Source organism: Streptococcus sp. CCUG 71758 (assembly GCF_011714815.1).
In the GTDB taxonomy this organism is placed as follows: domain Bacteria; phylum Bacillota; class Bacilli; order Lactobacillales; family Streptococcaceae; genus Streptococcus; species Streptococcus halitosis.
This window is the reverse complement of record NZ_RXXO01000006.1, coordinates 39,793-57,935: the sequence shown is the minus strand read 5'-3', so window position 1 is coordinate 57,935 and position 18,143 is coordinate 39,793. Positions and strand designations below refer to the sequence as shown.

Here is an 18,143-nt window from a genome sequence, read left to right as displayed (position 1 = left end):
AAAAGGACTTAGTCCTGTGCAGTACAGAACTAAATCCTTTCAATAATTATTTGTCTAACTTTTTGGGGTCAGTACAAATTGAATGCTATCCTTTTTTTGTTTATCCCTGTCCAGCAGAGACTGGACCGCCAGGACCTCCATTTCCTTGAGGACCTCCATTTGGGCCGCCGCCTCCAGGCATAGAGTTGACGATTTCCGTTTGTTTTTCGCCGTTGAGATAGATATCCCCGCCTGTGTAGGTCGCTGTTCCATCAAAGTCAAAACCTGTTTGACCAATCATTTTAATGGTTCCACCTGTAACCGTGATATCCCCGTTTGAGTCGATTGGGTCTGTATCCCCTTGACCAACTTCTACTGTCAGATTCCCACCGTTCATAGTGAAGAAGATTTCACTCTGTTGGGCATTTTTGTTAGCTGCATTGACTCCATCATCTGTCGCATAGACATTGATATCGCCGTCGTTTATGGTGATGGATTTTCCTTCTATCCCTTCTGTTGAATTCTTAACGGTATAGGTACCGCTATCAATCACTAGGTTACCAGAAGCGTGAATTCCATCATCTCCTGCTGTGACTGTTATGGTATTGTTAGCCAAATACATATTGCCGACAGTCATATCGTCATCATTGTCAACCTTGACCCCATCCTCTTTGGCATCGATGGTCATGGTCGTACCAGTGATATTGAGTTCATCATTAACATTAAAGGCATCGCCAACTGCTGTGATGTTATAGGTTCCACCCGTGATGTGGAGGGTGTCGTTGGCCTTGATACCATTGTTTTTCTTGCCATCTACATTGAGAGTTCCTTTCCCGTTGATGGTCAAATCCACCTTAGAAAAGAGAGCTGCGTCTGCTTTTTCGTCGCTGTTAGAGCTTGAGTCAGAGAGACTGTTGGTGGTTCCCTCTGCTAGAGTCAAGTAGACATGGCCAGCTGATGTCGCTGAAATCGCTGCATTTGTATTGGTCATGGTCGCACCTTTTAGGACTAGGTGAACATCTGCAGACTTATCTGCCTCGACCTTGATCTGCACTCCGTCAGACTGACTTGAAATCACATAGGTCCCAGATTTTGTGATGGTCACTGTGGATTCAGAGACTGTCACCCCATCTCCAGAGACGTTTGCTGATGAGCCAGATAACTCAATCTTAGAAGCTGTGCTTTCATCATAAGAGGTATCATTGTCCTTCTCTGTAAAATAGGATGATTGGCTTGTCTTTGTTGCAGTTGTTGTGGCACTATTTGTCGTTGCATTGGTATTGGATGTAGTTGTTGACTGGGCACATGCTGCCATCAACACCATTGCCGTTAAACTCGTTGCGAGCAGGGTCCATTTTTTTGATTTCATACCTTTTTCCTCTCCTTCGTATGATATAGCTAGACAGTCTACAGAAGATTCCTGAAACAAAACTAAAACTTTTCTGAAAGTTCCCTTAAATTCAGTTTCAGTTACGTTTCGCTTAGTAATTTTTTAGAAAGGACTGCTAAAAACAATTTTTGAACTCTAGGCTACATTTAATAGGTTTTTTAACACAACATTCTTCAGTGCGATGTCTCCTTGACCAAGAAAGCTAGAAAGAAGAAAAATTTATAAGAATTAAGCTCATAAAAAGAACAGCCGAGGCTGTTCTTTTTAGTTTTCTTTCACAGGGATTTCCTTAATTACGCGCGCAGGATTGCCGCCTAGGACAACATTGTCTCCAAAGGACTTGGTGATAACGGCCCCCGCTCCTGCAACTACGTTATTTCCTAGTGTCACTCCAGGAAGAACAATGACACCACCTCCAGCCCAGAAATTGTCACCGATGGTGATGGGCTTGCCGTATTCGACCCCTGAATTGCGTTCATGCGGGTCCAGTGGATGAAGAGGTGTTAGAAACTGGCAGTTGGGACCAATCATGGCATTGTTCCCGATGCGAATCGGACAAACATCCAGCATGGTCAAATTCCAATTAGAATAAAAATTTTCCCCGAGATGGATATTGATACCGTAGTCCACCATCAAGCGAGTATTGATATAAAGATTTTGCCCGGTTGAACCAAACCAAGTCTTGATGATTTCAGCTCCCTTCAAGGAATCTTCTTCCTTGTTAAAGGCAGCCTGTTTTTGGCGAGAAGCCTGCCCCAAGGTCCGTAATTCTGGGTCCGACGGACGATAAGGCTCCCCTGCTATCATTTTCTGGTATTCACTGGTCATCTTTATACCTCACACTTACTTTGACGCCATCATATCAAAAAGACTTTGAAAGGTCAAGAATAAGCTGGTCTAGGACTTCTTTCTGAACTCTCGAAACCATTCCCCATCCCAACTCAAAACAACTTGCTTGACAAAATCTTAACTTCATGGTTTAATATACCCCATAAGGGTATATTTGGAGGTGCCTATGTTTCACTTATTATTTACAAAAATTGACAGTATTTCTACCAGCGAGTTAGAAGCTAAACTCAGAGAACCGATTCAGCTACTGGATGTTCGGACGCCTACGGAATTCCATAGAGGTCATATCAAAAATGCCAAAAATGTCCCTCTATCCGAAATCGGATCTTATACACCAGCGACAAAAGAAACACTTTATGTCATTTGTCATTCTGGTGTGCGAAGCAAACTAGCTGCGAAGAAGTTAAAGAAAAAAGGCTACGATGTCATCAATGTCCGAGGCGGTATGAGTGCTTGGACAGGCAAGGTCATCTAGATGTATAAAGGAGAAAGTCAATGAAAATTATCATTGTCGGGGGAGTTGCAGGCGGAATGTCAGCAGCAACCCGTCTCAGACGTCTCATGGAAGACGCTGAAATCACTATTTTTGAGAAAGGTCCCTTTGTTTCCTTTGCAAACTGCGGACTTCCTTACTATGTTTCAGGAGAAATTGCAAACCGTGATAGTTTATTGGTCCAAACTCCTGAAAGTCTCAAGGCCCGCTTTAATCTCGATGTGCGACCATTTCACGAGGTCATCCAGATTTCGCCAGCAGAACACACTGTGACAGTGCGACACGATGGACAGGAATTCACAGAAAGCTATGACAAGTTGATCCTCTCCCCAGGGGCTAAACCATTTGTTCCTACCATTGAAGGCTTGGCAGAAGCTAAGAACGCCTACACGCTCCGCAATGTTCCCGATCTCGATGAAATCATGGCAGCCTTGGACAATCATCCAAAAGAAGCTGTCGTTATCGGTGCAGGCTTTATCGGGCTTGAAATGGCTGAAAATCTGGCCAAACGTGGATTGCAAGTTACTATCGTTGAGAAAGCACCCCATGTCTTGCCACCATTAGATCAAGAAATGGCAGCCTTTGTCCAAGCAGAATTGCTGGCAAATGGTGTTCGCGTTATCACTTCCCAGTCTGCAACTCGATTTGAAGACCAAGGAAAAGTCATCGCTCTCGAAAACGGTCAAAAGATCACTTCTGACCTCACCATCCTTTCTGTCGGTGTTGAACCTGAAAATGGACTAGCTAAGGCTGCAGGGATTGAACTGGGACTTCGTGGTGGGATCCTGGTCGATGAACATTATGAAACCAGTCAAAAAGATATTTTTGCAGTTGGGGATGCCATCGTCGTCAAGCAAGAGATTACGGGCCAAGACGCCCTCATCTCTCTCGCTTCTCCTGCCAATCGTCAGGGACGCCAAGTGGCGGACGTCATCGCAGGACTCGGGCGTACAAACAAGGGCAGTATCGGCACTGCTATCGTTCGTGCCTTTGATATGACAGCTGCTTCTACCGGTCTCAGCGAGCGTATCCTTAGCATGAATCAACTTCCTTACAAGGCACTTCATGTCAGCGGTAAAGACCACGCTGGTTATTATCCTGGCGCTACTGATATGACCTTGAAACTTCTCTTTGACCCAACCACTGGAAAAATCTATGGTGCCCAAGGAGTTGGGGAAAAAGGTGTTGACAAGCGAATTGATATCCTAGCAACTGCTATCAAGGGAAATCTCACCGTCTTTGACTTACCAGAATTGGAGTTCACCTATGCGCCACCATTTGGCTCTGCTAAGGATCCCGTCAATATGCTGGGCTACGCAGCCTTGAACCTTATCGAAGGTCTCAGCGACAATATTCAATGGTACCAGCTCGAAGACGAACTAGCCGCCGGTAAGAAATTCCTAGATGTACGGACAAGTGGCGAATTCCAGAGCGGTAGACTCAAAGTCGATACCATCCACATCCCCCTAAACGAACTACGGGAACGCTTGGACGAACTGGATAAGAACCAAGCCTACATCGTTAGCTGCCATAGTGGTTTGCGCAGCTATATCGCAGAGCGTATCCTCAAACAAGCAGGATTTACCGTCCAAAACCTTGACGGCGCTTATTCACTATACAAAATGGCTAATCCAGAAGGAGTAGAGTATGGAAACTAGTATCAGCATGGCTGACTTTTATGAAAAATATCAAAATGAAAATCTAGAGCTTATCGATGTCCGTGAAGTACATGAATTCCAAGCAGGACATGCACCAGGTGCCAAAAATGTTCCGTTAAGTACCTTAGAACAAGGCTACAAAGAACTCAAACCTGACCATGCATATCATGTCATCTGTCAAGGTGGAGTGCGTTCTGCCTCTGCCTGCCAATTTCTCAGCGCCCAAGGTCTCACCGTTATCAACGTAGAAGGTGGTATGAATGCTTGGCCTGGGCAAGTAGAATAAGCAAAAAAAGCTGAGCAACAACTCAATTTCAGGAGAAAATGAAGTAATACTAAATGAAAATCAAAGTGCAAACTAGGAAGCTAGCTGCAGGCTGTACTTGAGTACGGCAAGGTGAAGCTGACGTGGTTTGAATTTGATTTTCGAAGAGTATAAATCTCCCCACAATAAAACGCATACTATCAAGGTTTTTCAACATCTGATAGTATGCGTTTTTTAATTTTAAAGACTTTTTCCAGCCTCGCTTGATTCACATTAAACTATCCTAATAGTAGAGATCTTTGCAACTATCGTCTCAAAAAATTAGTTTATTTCCGTTTAATCAAGTATCGGATGGCCTTTTCTAGGCGTTCCTTTTGAGCCTCGGGATCATCTAGTGGTTGGTTGATGCAGGCGGTGAGATTTTCCGTAATCATCATCTCAATCACGCGCTCAACACTCGATTTCACTGCTGTCAATTGCGTCACAATATCAGCGCAGTCACGATCTTCTTCTATCATCTTTTGAATCCCACGCAACTGGCCCTCTGAACGTTTCAAGCGTGTTATATACTTTGAGTTTGTCATTTCTTTTTCCTTGCTCGATTTTTCTTCATTATATCTCGAATAAGGGGCTTTGTCAAAATTCTCATCCCATCTGTCTTTGTAGGAACTTATCTCATATCGGTGTTTTCATGATATAATAGTAAAAAACTGTTCAGAATGGACGTTCTTATGAATTCTATCTATGATAGCTGTGAAGCCTATTTACCCATCATCTTGCAAACCTTTATTCAAGACATAGAAGAGGCCGCAGCCAATTACAAAAAAGAAACCAACCTCAAACTATATGAGCATTTGCATGCGCGCATCAAAACAGAAAAAAGCATGCGTGAAAAATGCCAACGCAAGGGCCTTCCTCAGACAAGTCAATCTGCTCTTAAAGAAATACGAGATGCTATTGGCGTTCGAATTATCACAGGCTTTACAGATGATATCTACCGCATCGTAGAGTATATTCGCCAGATGCCAAGCATCCATATTTTCAAAGAGAAAGACTATATCCGTCAGGTCAAACCCAACGGCTACCGTTCCTATCATCTGATTCTAGAGGTGACCACTCCCTATCCAGACTGTCTGGGAAATGACCAGGGTACCTATTTTATCGAGATTCAACTGCGCACAATTGCTATGGACTCCTGGGCTAGCCTCGAACACCAGATGAAATACAAGAAAAACATCCAAAATCCTGAGCGAATCACGCGCGAGCTCAAACGTTGTGCCGATGAGCTTGCTTCTTGTGACTTGACCATGCAGACCATCCGTGATTTGATTCAGCGCTCTGATCAAGACTAAGGAGAACCTATGAAAATCCTACTTGCCGAAGATGAAACCCAACTAAACCGTGTTATCACTGTTGCGTTAGAACGCGAAGGCTACAGCGTTGATTCTGTTTTTAACGGACAAGACGCTGTCGAAAAGGCTAAATCTAACCACTATCACCTCATGATTTTTGACATCATGATGCCAATTAAAACTGGAATCGAAGCCCTCAAAGAAATTCGCCAGGCAGGCAATACGACTCACGTCATCATGTTGACAGCCATGGCCGAAGTGGATGACCGCGTAACTGGACTTGATGCAGGTGCTGACGACTACTTGACCAAACCTTTCTCGCTCAAGGAACTCTTAGCTAGACTCCGTTCTACTGCACGCCGCCTGGAAGACTACACCCCGGATACAGTCCAATTAGGAAATACTCGCTTGGATATTGAGGAACAAGAATTGGCTGCTACAAACAGCATTCGTTTAGGGAAAAAGGAAACCCAACTCTTGACTCTCCTCATCCAGCACGCTAACCAACCCCTCAGTTGTCAACAACTACTAGAGCAGGTCTGGCCAGATGAGCTGGAAGAACAGGATCACGAGCTCGTCTTTCTCTATATCTCCTACCTACGCCAAAAACTCCAAAGTGTCCAGTCTAGCTTACAAATACTTGGAGCTGCAGAAGGCCCCTTCCAATTGACAGGAGGTGACTAGATGTTTCGAAAACTTCGTATCAAATTTATCGCAACGGCCACTCTTGCCATTGCTCTGATTCTAACCTTCTTTCTAGTCTTGATGAATAGTATCGTCTACACTCAGACGGAGGGTAACATCCACACCGTCCTCTCTATCTTAACCAAGAATGAGGGCGAACTTCCTATTACAGACGAAATCAAGGAAAGTCTGACTGAGAAAAATATCCAAGAAGGAATTGTCTACAATTTTCAATACTTCTCCGTCAGAGAAAAGGAAAATGACTACGCCATCTCCCTCACAAATGTCCAGTCCTTAACTGAGGCTGAAGTCAAAAGTTTTCTCCCAAACATCCTCAAAAAGCAAGAAACTTATGGTTCTATTACTCATAAGGGACGCTATTTTACCTACCAAGTGAGCCAATCTACGACTGGGAAACTACTGGTTTTCTTTGAGACAACTAACTATATCCGCGAACGCGACACCCTACTTCAGGTCTCTATCTGGCTGGCCCTAGCTAGCTTACTCCTCCTCATACTGCTCTTCACCTTGATTTCAGGGATTGTCATTCGTCCTTTTATCAAAAACTATGAAAAACAACGGATGTTTATCACCAATGCAGGACACGAACTCAAAACGCCTCTAGCCATCATTTCGGCCAATACCGAGCTACAGGAGTTAATGGAGGGAGAGACTGAGTGGAGTATCAGCACTAAAGAACAGACGGAACGACTCAACCACCTGATTGGAAGACTCATCCGACTTGCTCGGCTCGAGGAGCAAGAGGATATCAAATTAGCTCCTCAAAATATCTCCGTCATCGCTGAAAAGGTTGCCTCAGATTTTGCTCCTCTCTTTACCAAAGAAGATAAAAAATTTGAAAGTTCTATTGAAGCAGACGTTGTAGAAAAAGTAGCCCAAGAAGAATTTTATGAGCTTCTTAGCATCCTTCTTGACAATGCCCGAAAATACTGCGATCCCGCTGGAACAATTCGCTTGACACTCCAACGCAAAAATTACCTACTACGCAAACGAACCTGCATCACTATTTCTAATGATTACAAGGATGGACAAGCAGCTAATATTAAGCGTTTCTTTGATCGCTTTTATCGTGCGGAGACTTCTCACAACAACCAAACCATATCTGGACACGGAATTGGCCTCTCCATGGCTCAGCATCTCGTCAGCCTATTTAGAGGTAAAATATTTGTCACCTACAAAAAACAAGTGATTACCTTTACAGTCTGGTTATAGCTATAGCTCTTTTACCCTTTATCATTTCATAAAAAAGCGAACAAGTCCGCATTCTAAAAACAGAATACGAGCTTGTCCGCCTTTTTCTATGTCTATGATGTGTTTTTCATATCTCATCGTGCCAAGCGAATACGGGTCACAATCCCATCTGGATCTACCAAATCCAACTCACTCGAATTTAACCACTTGATCGGTGCTTCTAGCTCTTGTGCTTGCTTAACGATGTTCAAAAGTTCCTCCTTGCTTTCGACCTCAAGGACATAGTAGGCCAAGCCCGGCAAGCCTTGTTCACGCGGAGCTAGCCCTTTTCCAGCCCATTCGTTGACAGCCAGGTGGTGATGGTACTGACCAGCCGCTATCCAACTAGCACTAGGAATGCTAAATTTATCTTCTAGCCCTAACACCTTTTGATAAAACTGACTCGCCGCGCGGCTATCCTTCACCGATAGATGGATATGCCCCATTCTCGTCCCTTCAGCTAGGATAAAGGGATCCACCTTTTCCCCTAACTCATAGATATCCTGTGCCGCAAGGGCTTCGGTCACACCGATAATGCGGCCGTCTTCTCGAATATCCCATGAAGACACTGGCTTATCACGGTAGAGTTCAATGCCATTTCCTTCCAAATCCTCTAGATAAAGAGCCTCGCTGTATCCATGATCTGCACCCCCAACCAGAGGAATGCGTAAATCACTTAGGTGTCTCAAGACATCTGCCAAGGCTTTTCGTGTCGGCAACAAAATCGCCAGATGGTAGAGTCCATAATGCTCCCTTACTTCGCCAGCCTTTTCTGCCTGAATCAAGTGAACCAAGGCTTTTCTACCAAGTCCCAAAATCGCTTCTGTCTCCGTTTGCGATAAAATCTCCAAGCCAATAATCTGGTGATAAAAAGCCGTTTGACTCGTCAAATCCTTGACATTTAAAGCCACCTCTGCTAGGTAAATATGGCTTTGGTAAGCATAAGTCATAGGGTGTCTCCTTTTTGTTGTAACTTTATTAATTACATCAATTATACACTATTGAGATGAAAAGTCAACGAAGACAACTCAAAAGAGCTGAAAACCAGCTCTTCTTTTTATTTAACAACAAGCTCGTAGCGAGTTTTGCTGGTAAAGGTTTGCCCTGCTTTGAGAATGACTTGGTCTTTGAAGTCACTGTGAATGGCATCTGGTAAAGCTTGCGCTTCAAGGGCAATCCCATTGTGCTGTACCATTGGCTGACCTCCTATGATGACACTCTCGTCCACAAAGTTTGCTGTGTAGACCACAAAGCAAGGGGCCTCTGTCTTGAAAAGTAGGAAACGACCTGAGTGTTGGTCATAAAGGAAACCAGCATTGTCATGACCTGCAGGAAGAGCAAATGGGTGATCCAAACCAGATACCAACTGGATTTGCTCATCGTCCTCTGCAAAGATATCCTTCAACAAAGCACCATTGTAGATGTGTTTCACCACATCGCGATTGGCATCTGGAGTTTTTGCTGGAACACCGTCCGGAGCAATTGGGTAAATGCCCTCTGTGTTTAGTTGGAAGACATGGCGGTCAACTGTCTGCGTGAAATCACCAGACAAGTTGAAGTAGCTGTGATTAGTTGGATTGACCAGCGTATCCTGATCTGTCGTCACCTTATAGCTGACTTCGTAGGCACCAGTTTCTTCCAAGTGGTAGCTAATCCAAATCTTAAGATTACCAGGAAATCCTCCTGTCCCGTCTGTACGCTCTGTGTAGAGGGTCAAGCCATGGTCGCTCACCTCGACCAATTCAAACAAGCTCGAATCCCAACCTGTTGAACCACTGTGGTTACAGTTGCTAGCATTGTTGACTTCAAGGTCATAGGTCTTGCCATTGAGCTCAAATGTCGCACCTGCAATACGGCCCGCTACAGGACCTACACTTGCTCCATGCTTGGGACTATTGCCTACATAGCTATCAAAATCATCAAAGCCCAAGATCACATTGGCAAAATTTCCAGCCTTGTCAGGTGTGACATAGCGCAAGATGGTTGCACCATAAGTCATGACCTCAAGTTGGTAGCCACTGTCAGTCTCAAAGCGATAGGCCAAGACATCCTTGCACTCATGATTTCCAAATACACGCTCTGTGTATGCTTTCATTCTTCTCTCCTTTAATCCATTTCTCTTAAGTAAACAAACCATAGAGAGTGTATGCACCATCTATGGTTGTAGTTTCTATTTTCAGAATCCTTTGTCAGAAAACCTTAAATATCTTCTTAACAAAAGGGAATTCTTCTATTCTCATTTTATGCTTCTACACGTTCAGTCCATGAAGTCGCTGTTGTTTGAAGAACCTTGTTGAGTTCGTCAATGTTCTCAAAACCTGTTGTACGCAACCACTCACGAGCTGCTGCTTCACCGTCTTTGATGTAGGCTTCAACTGATCCAGCCCATGTAGCACGGCCACAAAGAACGCCGTTGAAGTTTGCGCCTGATTCGTGGGCAAAGACTAGTGTTTCTTGGAAGAGTTTAGCTGACACACCTGCACTCAAGTAGATGTATGGAAGATTTGTTGCTTCATCTTGAGCTTTGAAGAAGGCTGCTGCTTCTTCACGTGTATGAACGATTTCTCCATCACCAAAGCCTTCAACGTATTTGACGTTAACTGGAACTTCTACTTTCAAGACATCGATGTTAAAGCGTGGGTCTGAGAAGACCTTCATAGCACCAATAACCTTATGTGGTTTCACTTTGGCGTATTCTGCAGAACCTGCGTCAGTGATTTTTTCATCGTAAGCCAAGATTTCAAGGAAGAACGGAATGTCTTCCGCCACACACTCAGAACCGATACGTTCGATGTAGGCTTGTTTTTCTTGGTTGAGTTCGTCAGCGCTGTCTACGTCATAGTAAAGCAAGAACTTCACAGCATCTGCGCCTTGTTCCTTGATGCGTTTTGCAGACCAAACATCCAAGCAGTCAGGCAAGCGTTTGGTGCTTGTTGTGTCGTAGCCAGTTTTCTCATAAGCAAGGAGAAGACCAGCATTGGCATCAAGCGCTTTTGTAGCTGGGAGACCATACTCAGGGTCAAGAAGCATAGATGATGCGTATTTTGTCAATTCATCTGCAACCAAGACTTTGAGTTCTTCCATTTGAGCCACTGTTGGCTCTTCCGTTTGGTATTGAGCCATAAGGCGTTTCAAAGCACCACGTTGGTCAAAGGCAAGGGCTGAGATAATGCCGTTCTCGTCAGAGAGTTTTTGCAAGCAAGCTACTTTATTGGGACTTAATTGTAATTTACTCATAGATACTTCCTTATTTTTGATAGTCATGAATGATAACACCTTGTACCACACGGTTTACTGTACCTGTAGGAGACGGTGTATCTGGTTTATTTTTGACCTTAAGCGAAGTCAAAAGGGCAAAGAGTTGAGCATATACGATGTAAGGGAAGACACGGTAAATATCATTCAAGACTCCATCACAGCCAAGAGCTACTTCTTTGACATTTTCAAGACCAAAGGCTTGATCACTCAAAAGAACGACACGACGAGCAATCTGATCACCAGCAACTTCACGAACCAAGTCCAAATCATACTTGCGAGTGTAGTCTGTCGTTGTACTAAATACCAAAACAACTGTCTCTTCGTTGATCAGTGATTTTGGACCGTGACGGAAGCCAACTGGACTTTCATACATAGTCGCCACTTGACCAGCTGTTAATTCCAAAATCTTGAGCTGAGCTTCATGAGCAAGGCCGAAGAAAGGACCTGCACCTAGATAGATGACACGGTTAAAGTCAAGATCAACCAACTCTTTGACATCTTCTGCATTGTCTAGGATCTTACGCGCAAGGCTAGATACAACTTCAAAACGTTCAGCTTTCACAGCAAATTCTGTAGGATCAAAAACCAAGAGGGCTGTCAACATCATAGATGTAAAGCTAGAAGTCATAGCAAATCCAGCGTCATTAGAAGCAGCTGGTTGCAAGAGCAAAAGATTGCGCTCATCGCCATGAGCTTGAAGCGCCAATTTACCATCTGCAGCACATGTAATGGTCACTTGATAGAGGTCATCAACCAAGGCTTTAGCCAAATCAACTGTTGCCACACTTTCAGGTGAATTTCCGCTACGAGCAAAGGATACAAGGACAGTTGCCACATCTTTTTTCAGATAGGTTTCTGGATTGGCAACAATATCTGTTGTCGCAATAGAATTGAAATTCCATTTGCGCTCGTCATAGACTTCCTTAAAGTAAGGCACCAAGGTATCTCCCACATAAGCAGAAGTCCCAGCACCTGTCAAGATAACCTTAATATAGTCATGTCTATCAGCGATACCTTGCAGAAAGGCTGCAATTTCTTCACGTTTCGCTTGATAGGCTTCAAAAGCTTCTTTCCATACATCGGGCTGTTGGTAGATCTCACGAGTCGTGATTTCTGCACCCAGTTCAAGTAATTCTTCTTTTGTGTAATTTAGCATAGAGTTCCTCTAATCTATTGTTGTTTCATTCTTATTGAAAATATGGGAATGGGAGTGACTCCCATTCCCATGTATATTCTATATAAGATGCTCTAAGTTACATCTTATACTCAATGAAAATCAAAGAGCAAACTAGGAAGCTAGCCGCAGGTTGCTCAAAGCACTGCTTTGAGGTTGCAGATAGAACTGACGAAGTCAGTAACATCTATACGGCAAGGCGACGCTGACGTAGTTTGAATGTGATTTTCGAAGAGTATTATTCGTCTTCGTCATCATCGAAGCCCGCTAACAGATCGTTGACTTTTACAATGCTTTCTGCAGCACGGCTCTTGTAGTCTGCATCTGCACCTGTAAGGCTGGCATTGATAAATTCAATCACCATTGGAAGATTCATCCCTGCGTAGAGTTCAATGTCGCGACCTTCCATAATCAAACGGCTTACCACGTTACATGGTGTACCACCGAGAAGGTCCGCAAAGACTAGGAAATCATCCAATCCTTCGATAGCAGCTTCAAATTTTGCAGTAAATTCTTCTGGGCCATCTTCTGGAAGAAGGGCCACTGCATGAATGTTGTCCTGTGGACCCATGATCATTTCTGTGCTACCTTTAAGTTCTTCACAGAAACGACCATGACTCACCAAAATTAATGATTTAGTCATAAATTATGCGCCCATTCCAAGCAAGAATTTACCGATGAATGAAAGACCTACTGCAAGAACGATAATGATACCGATTGCTTTAGTAGAGTTCATACCTTTCTTACCAAGCAACCAGAAGATAAAGGCAGTGAAGATTGCTGGAAGCAAGCGTGGGAAGATTGAGTTCAAGATATCTTGGAAGTCAATCATCTTTTCACCGATTGGCAATTTGTATGAAATTTCAAAGTTGATCATTGTTGCTACAAGAGCACCCATCATGAACACACCAAGTACAGATGCAGCTTCAATCAAAGCTGTCAAAGTACTTTGCATGTTGTTGATAAGGTTAACCCCTTCTTTGTAGGCAAATTCCAACTGTTTCCAACGGAAGATGTCATAAGCAACTGCAACTGCGATCCAAAGGAAGATACCCCAAGGTTGACCAGCGATAGCCATTGTTGCAGCGATAGATCCCATGATAGCAGGTACAAGTGAACCAAAGATAGTATCTCCAAGAGGAGCGAATGGTCCCATCAAACCTGTCTTGATACCGTTAACCGCATCTTTAGAGACAACGCCATCTTTTTCTTCCATGGCAAGGTCAAAACCAGCGATGATTGTGTGGAAGAATGGTGAAGTGTTGAAGAATTGAGTATGAACTTTCATCATTTCTTTCAACTCAGGAGTTCCATCTCCATACATTTTACGCAATTGTGGCAAGATCATGTATAGGTAACCTGATGCTTGCATACGTTCGTAGTTCCATCCCAATTGGAAAGTGAACAAGCTACGTTTGTTAATTTGATTAAAATCTTCTTTTGTTAATTTGTAATTAGAATTCGTCATCTTCAATTTCCCCACTTTCTGATGGTGTAGAAGGTGCTGCTACAGCAACTTTTTGGCTGTTCTTGAAGTGAACAACTGCAAGGAAGATACCCACGATAGAGATACCGATCATAGACAATCCTTTGAAGTTGTTAACAAAGCCAATTTTTTCAGCAACTTCAGCAGGAAGAGTGCTAATGATACCAGCAACTGCTCCACCAAGACTTTGTACGTTTGAGTAAAGAACAGTCAACATAGCTGTCAAACCAAATCCCATAGCAAGGTAGTGAAGGTTACGTTTAACTGGAAGGTAACGAAGCAAGATAGCGAATCCAAGACCTGGAAGCATACGACCTGCAAGAGTCAAACCGTCTGCAACCCATTGGTATTCTTTAACAAGGTCTACTACTGATTGTACGAAAGCACCACCAAAAGCAAGAGCGAAGAATACTGGAAGGGCACGAGAAAGAGCCCATGGAAGCGCACCAAGTAGGTAGTTACGTTCGATACCTTTGTAGTCAAAGCGTTCGATCGCAGCATCAATACGGTGTGCAAAGAAAGTAGTTGTCATACGTCCAAGAACGTCGAAGTATGTCAAAAGTGCTGCTACTGGTACAGCGATTGTTGTAATCGCAAGGTCTGTATCAATACCTTGAGAGATAGAGAATGCTGTTGCAAGAACCGCACCAGAAGTTGCGTCGATACGAGAAGCACCACCGAAGGTACCAACCCCGAGAACGAACAACTGCAAGCTACCACCGATAAACAAACCAGTTGTCACATCTCCCATGATCAAACCAGTAATGAAACCAGCGAATACAGGGGAACCTGCAGATGAAACGATTGTCAACTCATCACAGATTTGATAAGCTGAGTACAAAGTGAGAAGTAAAATTTGCCACCATTGTATCATAACAATGACCTCCTAAAAATTTTTTCCTATTTTAATAAGCTCAAAAAGTCTGAAACTGGATCATTTGGAACCATTTGAGCAGTGAGTTTCACACCTTTTTCTGCCAGTTTGTGGAAGTCTTCCACATCCTTATCTACCACGTTGATAGAACGTGTGATAGAGCGAGTTTCTGGTGTTTGAGACATATTGCCGACGTTGAGTGTTTCAAGTGGAACACCTGCTTCAACCAAACCAAGGAAACGGTCTGGTTTACGTGCAACGATAAAGAGACGTTGGCTATCGTATTTACCAGCAAGGATATTTGCTGCTGCTTTCTCAACTGGCAAGATACTGAGTTTCACACCTGGCGGTGTCGCAAGTTTCAAACCACTCTTTTCAATATCGTTGTTAACAACTTCGTCGTCTACAACCATAATGCGTGAAACATTTAGTTTTCCAGCCCAAAGATTGGCTACTTGACCGTGGATCAAACGTCCATCGATACGGCATCCTACAATTGTCATAAGTTTTCCCCCTTTATGTGTTTTAGTGTAGGTTTACGAGTTAAATGAATCTCTTCTTTATATTCGCCCTCCGTTTCAAAGATGATGATGCGGTTAGCACCTTCCTTGAGATAGCTATGAGGGATATAAAGTGAGAGGGTCGGGCCGACGTTCCAGAAACGTCCTAAGTGACGCCCGTTGACAAAGGCAACTCCCTTACCAAACTCAGACAAGTCCAAGTAGGTATCCTTCGGCTCTTCAACAGTAAAGTCGAAAGCGTAAAAGGCTGGTTGTCCTTCTGTCCATCCTTTTGAAAAATCAATCTTCTCAGGATTATCCAGTGGCAGTGGATATTGTTTCCAATTCAGTAAGAAATGTAGATCTTTGCAGACACCTGTACGAATTCCTTTACGTTGCGTATCTGCCAAGAACTTATGACCGTAGTTGACACGCCCCATATTTTCGATCAAGATATCAATTTCTGAAAAGCCTTCTCGATTTCCCTGACAGTAAATATCTTCACCAATCTCTGTCTGGTATTGAGTAGCAATCCATTGACCATCTACAAAGAGTTGAGCTCGGTCACGTCCATCGATAATACGGAGACGTTCCTCTTCTGCATCCCAACTTGCCTCATTGCGGTAGAGAAGGTAGCCATAACTTTGACCAAGTTCTTCCATCGCTTTTGGATAGAGGCTCTCAGTAGGACTAGAGAGACTATCCAGAGTTTCAAACAAGGAAACTTTTTCGACCAATGGAATGGACCCTATCTCCATGCTTTCCTTATAGAGTGGTTCCAACTGTGGATACTCTGGGAAGTGTGTTGCCATCATCTTCTTGACTGCTAGGTATTTAGCAGTTGGATTTCCTTCTTCATCGAGAAGGGCATCATAGTCGTAAGATGTGACTTGTGGCAAATCCAGAGTCCCTCGAGCCGAGCAACCATTCATGAAACCAAAGTTTGTCCCTCCATGGAACATGTAAAGGTTGATAGAGCCTTGTTCCAATACCTCTCGAACAGCTTCCGCCAATTCTTTAGGATCCCGTGTGATGATGGGTTCTTTCCAACGATTAAACCAACCATCCCAGAATTCCATACACATGAGAGGCCATTTCTTGCCATGCTCATCAAAGAATTCCTGCATCTGTGAAAAGTTGTACGGAGCTTTAGAGCCGAAGTTCCCTGTCACAAAGAGGTCATCTTCGATCAAGGTTCCGGCTTTCAGAGTAGCCCTCCATGGGCCATCTGAAGTAAAGAGTGGGCAATCAATCCCTCGGTCTTCCATCAATTTCCGAATTGCTCGTAGATAAGACTTATCTTCTCCATAGGAGCCATATTCATTTTCGACTTGCATCATGAGAATATTCCCACCATTATCCAACAAACGAGGCACAAGCCTCGGCAATAATTGGTCATAATAGCGAGCAACCGCCTCGATGTAGGCCGGGTCGGACGAGCGGATTCGCATGTCCTTGGTCAAGAGCCAAGCCGGCAAGCCACCAAATTCCCATTCCGCACAGATAAATGGAGACGGGCGTACAATGGCATAGAGACCCAAATCTTGTGCTATTTGAAGAAACCTCTCCAAATTTCTGGCACCTTCAAAATCAAATTCCCCTTCAACGGGTTCATGCAAATTCCAAGCTACATAGGTCTCGACCGTATTAAAGCCAAGCGCCTTTAAGTTATAGAGAGAATGACACCAATCCTCTGCTGGAATCCTAAAATAATGAATGGCGCCAGACAAAATCTTGAACGGCTTCTCATCTAAATAGAAATCGTCCTCAATTTTAAATCTTGTCATGTTACCACCTCTGACGAATTAAGTTTGCGCTTTCATTTATTATAATATTAAATATAATCAAATCTTTTGCATTTGTCAATAGGTTTTAGAAAATTCTTTAAAATTTTTCTATTTTTTTACTTACCATTTACCAAAATTATCTAAAAATAGCATGAAAGCGATATTTTAATGTATGATAATTCACAAGGTTATAAAATGGAATTTTTTACATGTAACATAACATTTTTAGTCTATTATTTTAATTTTTTTTACCTAAATACTACTAATTTGTCTGTATTTATGGTAAAATCAAGGTTGGAGAAAGAGAATCGAGGTGAAATTATGGCTATTCCAAAATACCAATATATTAAAGATGAATTAAAAAACAAAATCATCTCTGGTCAATTTGCAAGTGGAGATAAATTTTATACAGAAGCAGAATTGATCGCGATGTATGATGTTAGTTCAATCACTGTTGTGCGTGCTTTGAATGACCTTGCAAAAGACGGCTATATTGTCCGCCAACAAGGGAAAGGGACTTTCGTTTCACGTGCCCGCAAGCACAAACTCGTTGAGTTTTCAGATGTCGAAATCTTTGAAACAAAAGATGATAAAGTTACTGTCCTTTCTATCGAGCGCGGAAACAAGCTTGAATACCTAGAGAAGCTTGGATTACGTGGAGATCAGTTCTACTACAAAATTGAACGTACCCGTCAAACAAATGGCGTAACTTACATCTACCACACATCTTATATTCCTGAACAATACATCAATGCCAACTATCCAAATCTTGACTATTATAGTTCTATCTATAAACGTTTCAAATTGGATTACCGCATTCACATGAACGATGAACATTTTGAGGAAATCAATGAAATCGCATTTCCAACACCAGAGCATGTTGCTTCTGTACTTGGAATCGATACGCAATTTCCAACAGTCTTCCAAACGAAGACTACTAAACTTGAGGCTACTGGCCAAGTCCTCGCCTATAGTGAAACGTATAAGCGAGCAGACTACTACAAAATTAAATTCCTCTCATGTAATCGAGGTCATTAAGAAAAAGCTTGAGCCTAGCTCAGGCTTTTTCTATATTCATTATAGCACGAGAAAGAAGTTGTGAGAACGCTATGGAGGACTCTTATTTAATTAGTAGCGTTTTTA

The 18,143-nt window shown here is 43.0% G+C and carries 19 protein-coding genes; 7 read left to right on the top strand and 12 right to left on the bottom strand.

What is annotated here, in order from left to right; genetic code table 11:
• Positions 1–100: 100 nt before the first annotated feature.
• The gene (locus EKB01_RS08685; RefSeq protein ID WP_167266620.1) at positions 101–1,348 is read right to left on the bottom strand and encodes a carbohydrate-binding domain-containing protein; all 1,248 of its coding nucleotides are present in this window, start codon (positions 1,346–1,348) and stop codon (positions 101–103) included.
• Between the two features lie 285 nt (positions 1,349–1,633).
• The gene (locus EKB01_RS08680) at positions 1,634–2,197 is read right to left on the bottom strand and encodes a sugar O-acetyltransferase (RefSeq protein ID WP_057488908.1); all 564 of its coding nucleotides are present in this window, start codon (positions 2,195–2,197) and stop codon (positions 1,634–1,636) included.
• A gap of 187 nt (positions 2,198–2,384) precedes the next feature.
• Here EKB01_RS08680 and EKB01_RS08675 point away from each other — a divergent pair, with 187 nt between their 5' ends.
• The 3 genes from EKB01_RS08675 to EKB01_RS08665 are packed head-to-tail and all read left to right on the top strand — an operon-like array spanning position 2,385 to position 4,655.
• Positions 2,385–2,693 carry a rhodanese-like domain-containing protein gene (locus tag EKB01_RS08675; RefSeq protein WP_000468875.1) on the top strand — a complete coding sequence of 103 codons (309 nt, stop codon included), beginning with the start codon at positions 2,385–2,387 and terminating at the stop codon, positions 2,691–2,693.
• A 20-nt stretch (positions 2,694–2,713) separates the two neighbouring features.
• Positions 2,714–4,369, top strand: coding sequence for an FAD-dependent oxidoreductase (locus EKB01_RS08670; RefSeq protein ID WP_109290241.1), 1,656 nt, complete (start codon positions 2,714–2,716; stop codon positions 4,367–4,369).
• The gene (locus tag EKB01_RS08665) at positions 4,359–4,655 is read left to right on the top strand and encodes a rhodanese-like domain-containing protein (RefSeq protein ID WP_084872143.1); all 297 of its coding nucleotides are present in this window, start codon (positions 4,359–4,361) and stop codon (positions 4,653–4,655) included. The genes EKB01_RS08670 and EKB01_RS08665 overlap by 11 nt, the downstream gene beginning before the upstream one ends.
• A gap of 305 nt (positions 4,656–4,960) precedes the next feature.
• On the opposite strand, the gene EKB01_RS08660 is transcribed toward EKB01_RS08665, so the two are convergent.
• Entirely contained in the window at positions 4,961–5,218 is a 258-nt protein-coding gene (locus EKB01_RS08660) for a metal-sensitive transcriptional regulator (RefSeq protein WP_000185161.1), read from the bottom strand.
• A 147-nt stretch (positions 5,219–5,365) separates the two neighbouring features.
• On the opposite strand from EKB01_RS08660, the gene EKB01_RS08655 reads away from it, so the two are divergent.
• The 3 genes from EKB01_RS08655 to EKB01_RS08645 are packed head-to-tail and all read left to right on the top strand — an operon-like array spanning position 5,366 to position 7,903.
• Positions 5,366–5,986, top strand: a complete 621-nt coding sequence (locus EKB01_RS08655; protein ID WP_009729517.1) for a hypothetical protein — start codon at positions 5,366–5,368, stop codon at positions 5,984–5,986.
• Positions 5,987–5,995: 9 nt separating this feature from the next.
• Entirely contained in the window at positions 5,996–6,670 is a 675-nt protein-coding gene (locus EKB01_RS08650; RefSeq protein WP_109290240.1) for a response regulator transcription factor, read from the top strand.
• Positions 6,671–7,903, top strand: coding sequence for a HAMP domain-containing sensor histidine kinase (locus EKB01_RS08645; protein ID WP_109290239.1), 1,233 nt, complete (start codon positions 6,671–6,673; stop codon positions 7,901–7,903).
• A 113-nt stretch (positions 7,904–8,016) separates the two neighbouring features.
• Here the strand turns inward: EKB01_RS08645 and EKB01_RS08640 are convergent, their stop codons facing one another.
• The 9 genes from EKB01_RS08640 to EKB01_RS08600 all read right to left on the bottom strand — a co-directional run bounded on the left by EKB01_RS08640 (position 8,017) and on the right by EKB01_RS08600 (position 17,000).
• Entirely contained in the window at positions 8,017–8,871 is an 855-nt protein-coding gene (locus EKB01_RS08640; protein WP_167266616.1) for a VOC family protein, read from the bottom strand.
• Positions 8,872–8,978: 107 nt separating this feature from the next.
• Entirely contained in the window at positions 8,979–10,016 is a 1,038-nt protein-coding gene (locus EKB01_RS08635; protein WP_167266613.1) for an aldose epimerase family protein, read from the bottom strand.
• 146 nt (positions 10,017–10,162) lie between these two features.
• Complete coding sequence (gene lacD, locus EKB01_RS08630) at positions 10,163–11,158, bottom strand: tagatose-bisphosphate aldolase (protein WP_167266610.1); 996 nt, start codon at positions 11,156–11,158, stop codon at positions 10,163–10,165.
• 10 nt (positions 11,159–11,168) lie between these two features.
• The gene (locus EKB01_RS08625; protein WP_167266608.1) at positions 11,169–12,335 is read right to left on the bottom strand and encodes an SIS domain-containing protein; all 1,167 of its coding nucleotides are present in this window, start codon (positions 12,333–12,335) and stop codon (positions 11,169–11,171) included.
• Positions 12,336–12,591: 256 nt separating this feature from the next.
• Positions 12,592–12,996, bottom strand: a complete 405-nt coding sequence (locus EKB01_RS08620; RefSeq protein ID WP_044020044.1) for a PTS sugar transporter subunit IIA — start codon at positions 12,994–12,996, stop codon at positions 12,592–12,594.
• Positions 12,997–12,999: 3 nt separating this feature from the next.
• Positions 13,000–13,821 carry a PTS system mannose/fructose/sorbose family transporter subunit IID gene (locus EKB01_RS08615; RefSeq protein WP_167266605.1) on the bottom strand — a complete coding sequence of 274 codons (822 nt, stop codon included), beginning with the start codon at positions 13,819–13,821 and terminating at the stop codon, positions 13,000–13,002.
• On the bottom strand, positions 13,808–14,713 hold the full coding sequence (locus EKB01_RS08610) for a PTS mannose/fructose/sorbose/N-acetylgalactosamine transporter subunit IIC (protein ID WP_049520507.1): 906 nt from the start codon (positions 14,711–14,713) through the stop codon (positions 13,808–13,810). The genes EKB01_RS08615 and EKB01_RS08610 overlap by 14 nt, the downstream gene beginning before the upstream one ends.
• A 26-nt stretch (positions 14,714–14,739) precedes the next feature.
• Positions 14,740–15,216 carry a PTS system mannose/fructose/N-acetylgalactosamine-transporter subunit IIB gene (locus EKB01_RS08605; protein WP_000156968.1) on the bottom strand — a complete coding sequence of 159 codons (477 nt, stop codon included), beginning with the start codon at positions 15,214–15,216 and terminating at the stop codon, positions 14,740–14,742.
• A complete protein-coding gene (locus tag EKB01_RS08600; protein ID WP_167266602.1) occupies positions 15,213–17,000 on the bottom strand; it encodes a beta-galactosidase family protein in 1,788 nt (595 codons plus the stop codon). The genes EKB01_RS08605 and EKB01_RS08600 overlap by 4 nt, the downstream gene beginning before the upstream one ends.
• A gap of 279 nt (positions 17,001–17,279) precedes the next feature.
• On the opposite strand from EKB01_RS08600, the gene EKB01_RS08595 reads away from it, so the two are divergent.
• A complete protein-coding gene (locus EKB01_RS08595) occupies positions 17,280–18,038 on the top strand; it encodes a GntR family transcriptional regulator (RefSeq protein ID WP_162278992.1) in 759 nt (252 codons plus the stop codon).
• Positions 18,039–18,143: the final 105 nt, after the last annotated feature.

Excerpts from the sequence above, each read along its gene's own strand:
- EKB01_RS08685 (WP_167266620.1), bottom strand. The coding sequence starts at position 1,348 with ATGAAATCAAAAAAATGGACCCTGCTCGCAACGAGTTTAACGGCAATG.
- EKB01_RS08680 (WP_057488908.1), bottom strand. The coding sequence starts at position 2,197 with ATGACCAGTGAATACCAGAAAATGATAGCAGGGGAGCCTTATCGTCCG.
- EKB01_RS08675 (WP_000468875.1), top strand. The coding sequence starts at position 2,385 with ATGTTTCACTTATTATTTACAAAAATTGACAGTATTTCTACCAGCGAG.
- EKB01_RS08670 (WP_109290241.1), top strand. The coding sequence starts at position 2,714 with ATGAAAATTATCATTGTCGGGGGAGTTGCAGGCGGAATGTCAGCAGCA.
- EKB01_RS08665 (WP_084872143.1), top strand. The coding sequence starts at position 4,359 with ATGGAAACTAGTATCAGCATGGCTGACTTTTATGAAAAATATCAAAAT.
- EKB01_RS08660 (WP_000185161.1), bottom strand. The coding sequence starts at position 5,218 with ATGACAAACTCAAAGTATATAACACGCTTGAAACGTTCAGAGGGCCAG.
- EKB01_RS08655 (WP_009729517.1), top strand. The coding sequence starts at position 5,366 with ATGAATTCTATCTATGATAGCTGTGAAGCCTATTTACCCATCATCTTG.
- EKB01_RS08650 (WP_109290240.1), top strand. The coding sequence starts at position 5,996 with ATGAAAATCCTACTTGCCGAAGATGAAACCCAACTAAACCGTGTTATC.
- EKB01_RS08645 (WP_109290239.1), top strand. The coding sequence starts at position 6,671 with ATGTTTCGAAAACTTCGTATCAAATTTATCGCAACGGCCACTCTTGCC.
- EKB01_RS08640 (WP_167266616.1), bottom strand. The coding sequence starts at position 8,871 with ATGACTTATGCTTACCAAAGCCATATTTACCTAGCAGAGGTGGCTTTA.
- EKB01_RS08635 (WP_167266613.1), bottom strand. The coding sequence starts at position 10,016 with ATGAAAGCATACACAGAGCGTGTATTTGGAAATCATGAGTGCAAGGAT.
- lacD (WP_167266610.1), bottom strand. The coding sequence starts at position 11,158 with ATGAGTAAATTACAATTAAGTCCCAATAAAGTAGCTTGCTTGCAAAAA.
- EKB01_RS08625 (WP_167266608.1), bottom strand. The coding sequence starts at position 12,335 with ATGCTAAATTACACAAAAGAAGAATTACTTGAACTGGGTGCAGAAATC.
- EKB01_RS08620 (WP_044020044.1), bottom strand. The coding sequence starts at position 12,996 with ATGACTAAATCATTAATTTTGGTGAGTCATGGTCGTTTCTGTGAAGAA.
- EKB01_RS08615 (WP_167266605.1), bottom strand. The coding sequence starts at position 13,821 with ATGACGAATTCTAATTACAAATTAACAAAAGAAGATTTTAATCAAATT.
- EKB01_RS08610 (WP_049520507.1), bottom strand. The coding sequence starts at position 14,713 with ATGATACAATGGTGGCAAATTTTACTTCTCACTTTGTACTCAGCTTAT.
- EKB01_RS08605 (WP_000156968.1), bottom strand. The coding sequence starts at position 15,216 with ATGACAATTGTAGGATGCCGTATCGATGGACGTTTGATCCACGGTCAA.
- EKB01_RS08600 (WP_167266602.1), bottom strand. The coding sequence starts at position 17,000 with ATGACAAGATTTAAAATTGAGGACGATTTCTATTTAGATGAGAAGCCG.
- EKB01_RS08595 (WP_162278992.1), top strand. The coding sequence starts at position 17,280 with ATGGTAAAATCAAGGTTGGAGAAAGAGAATCGAGGTGAAATTATGGCT.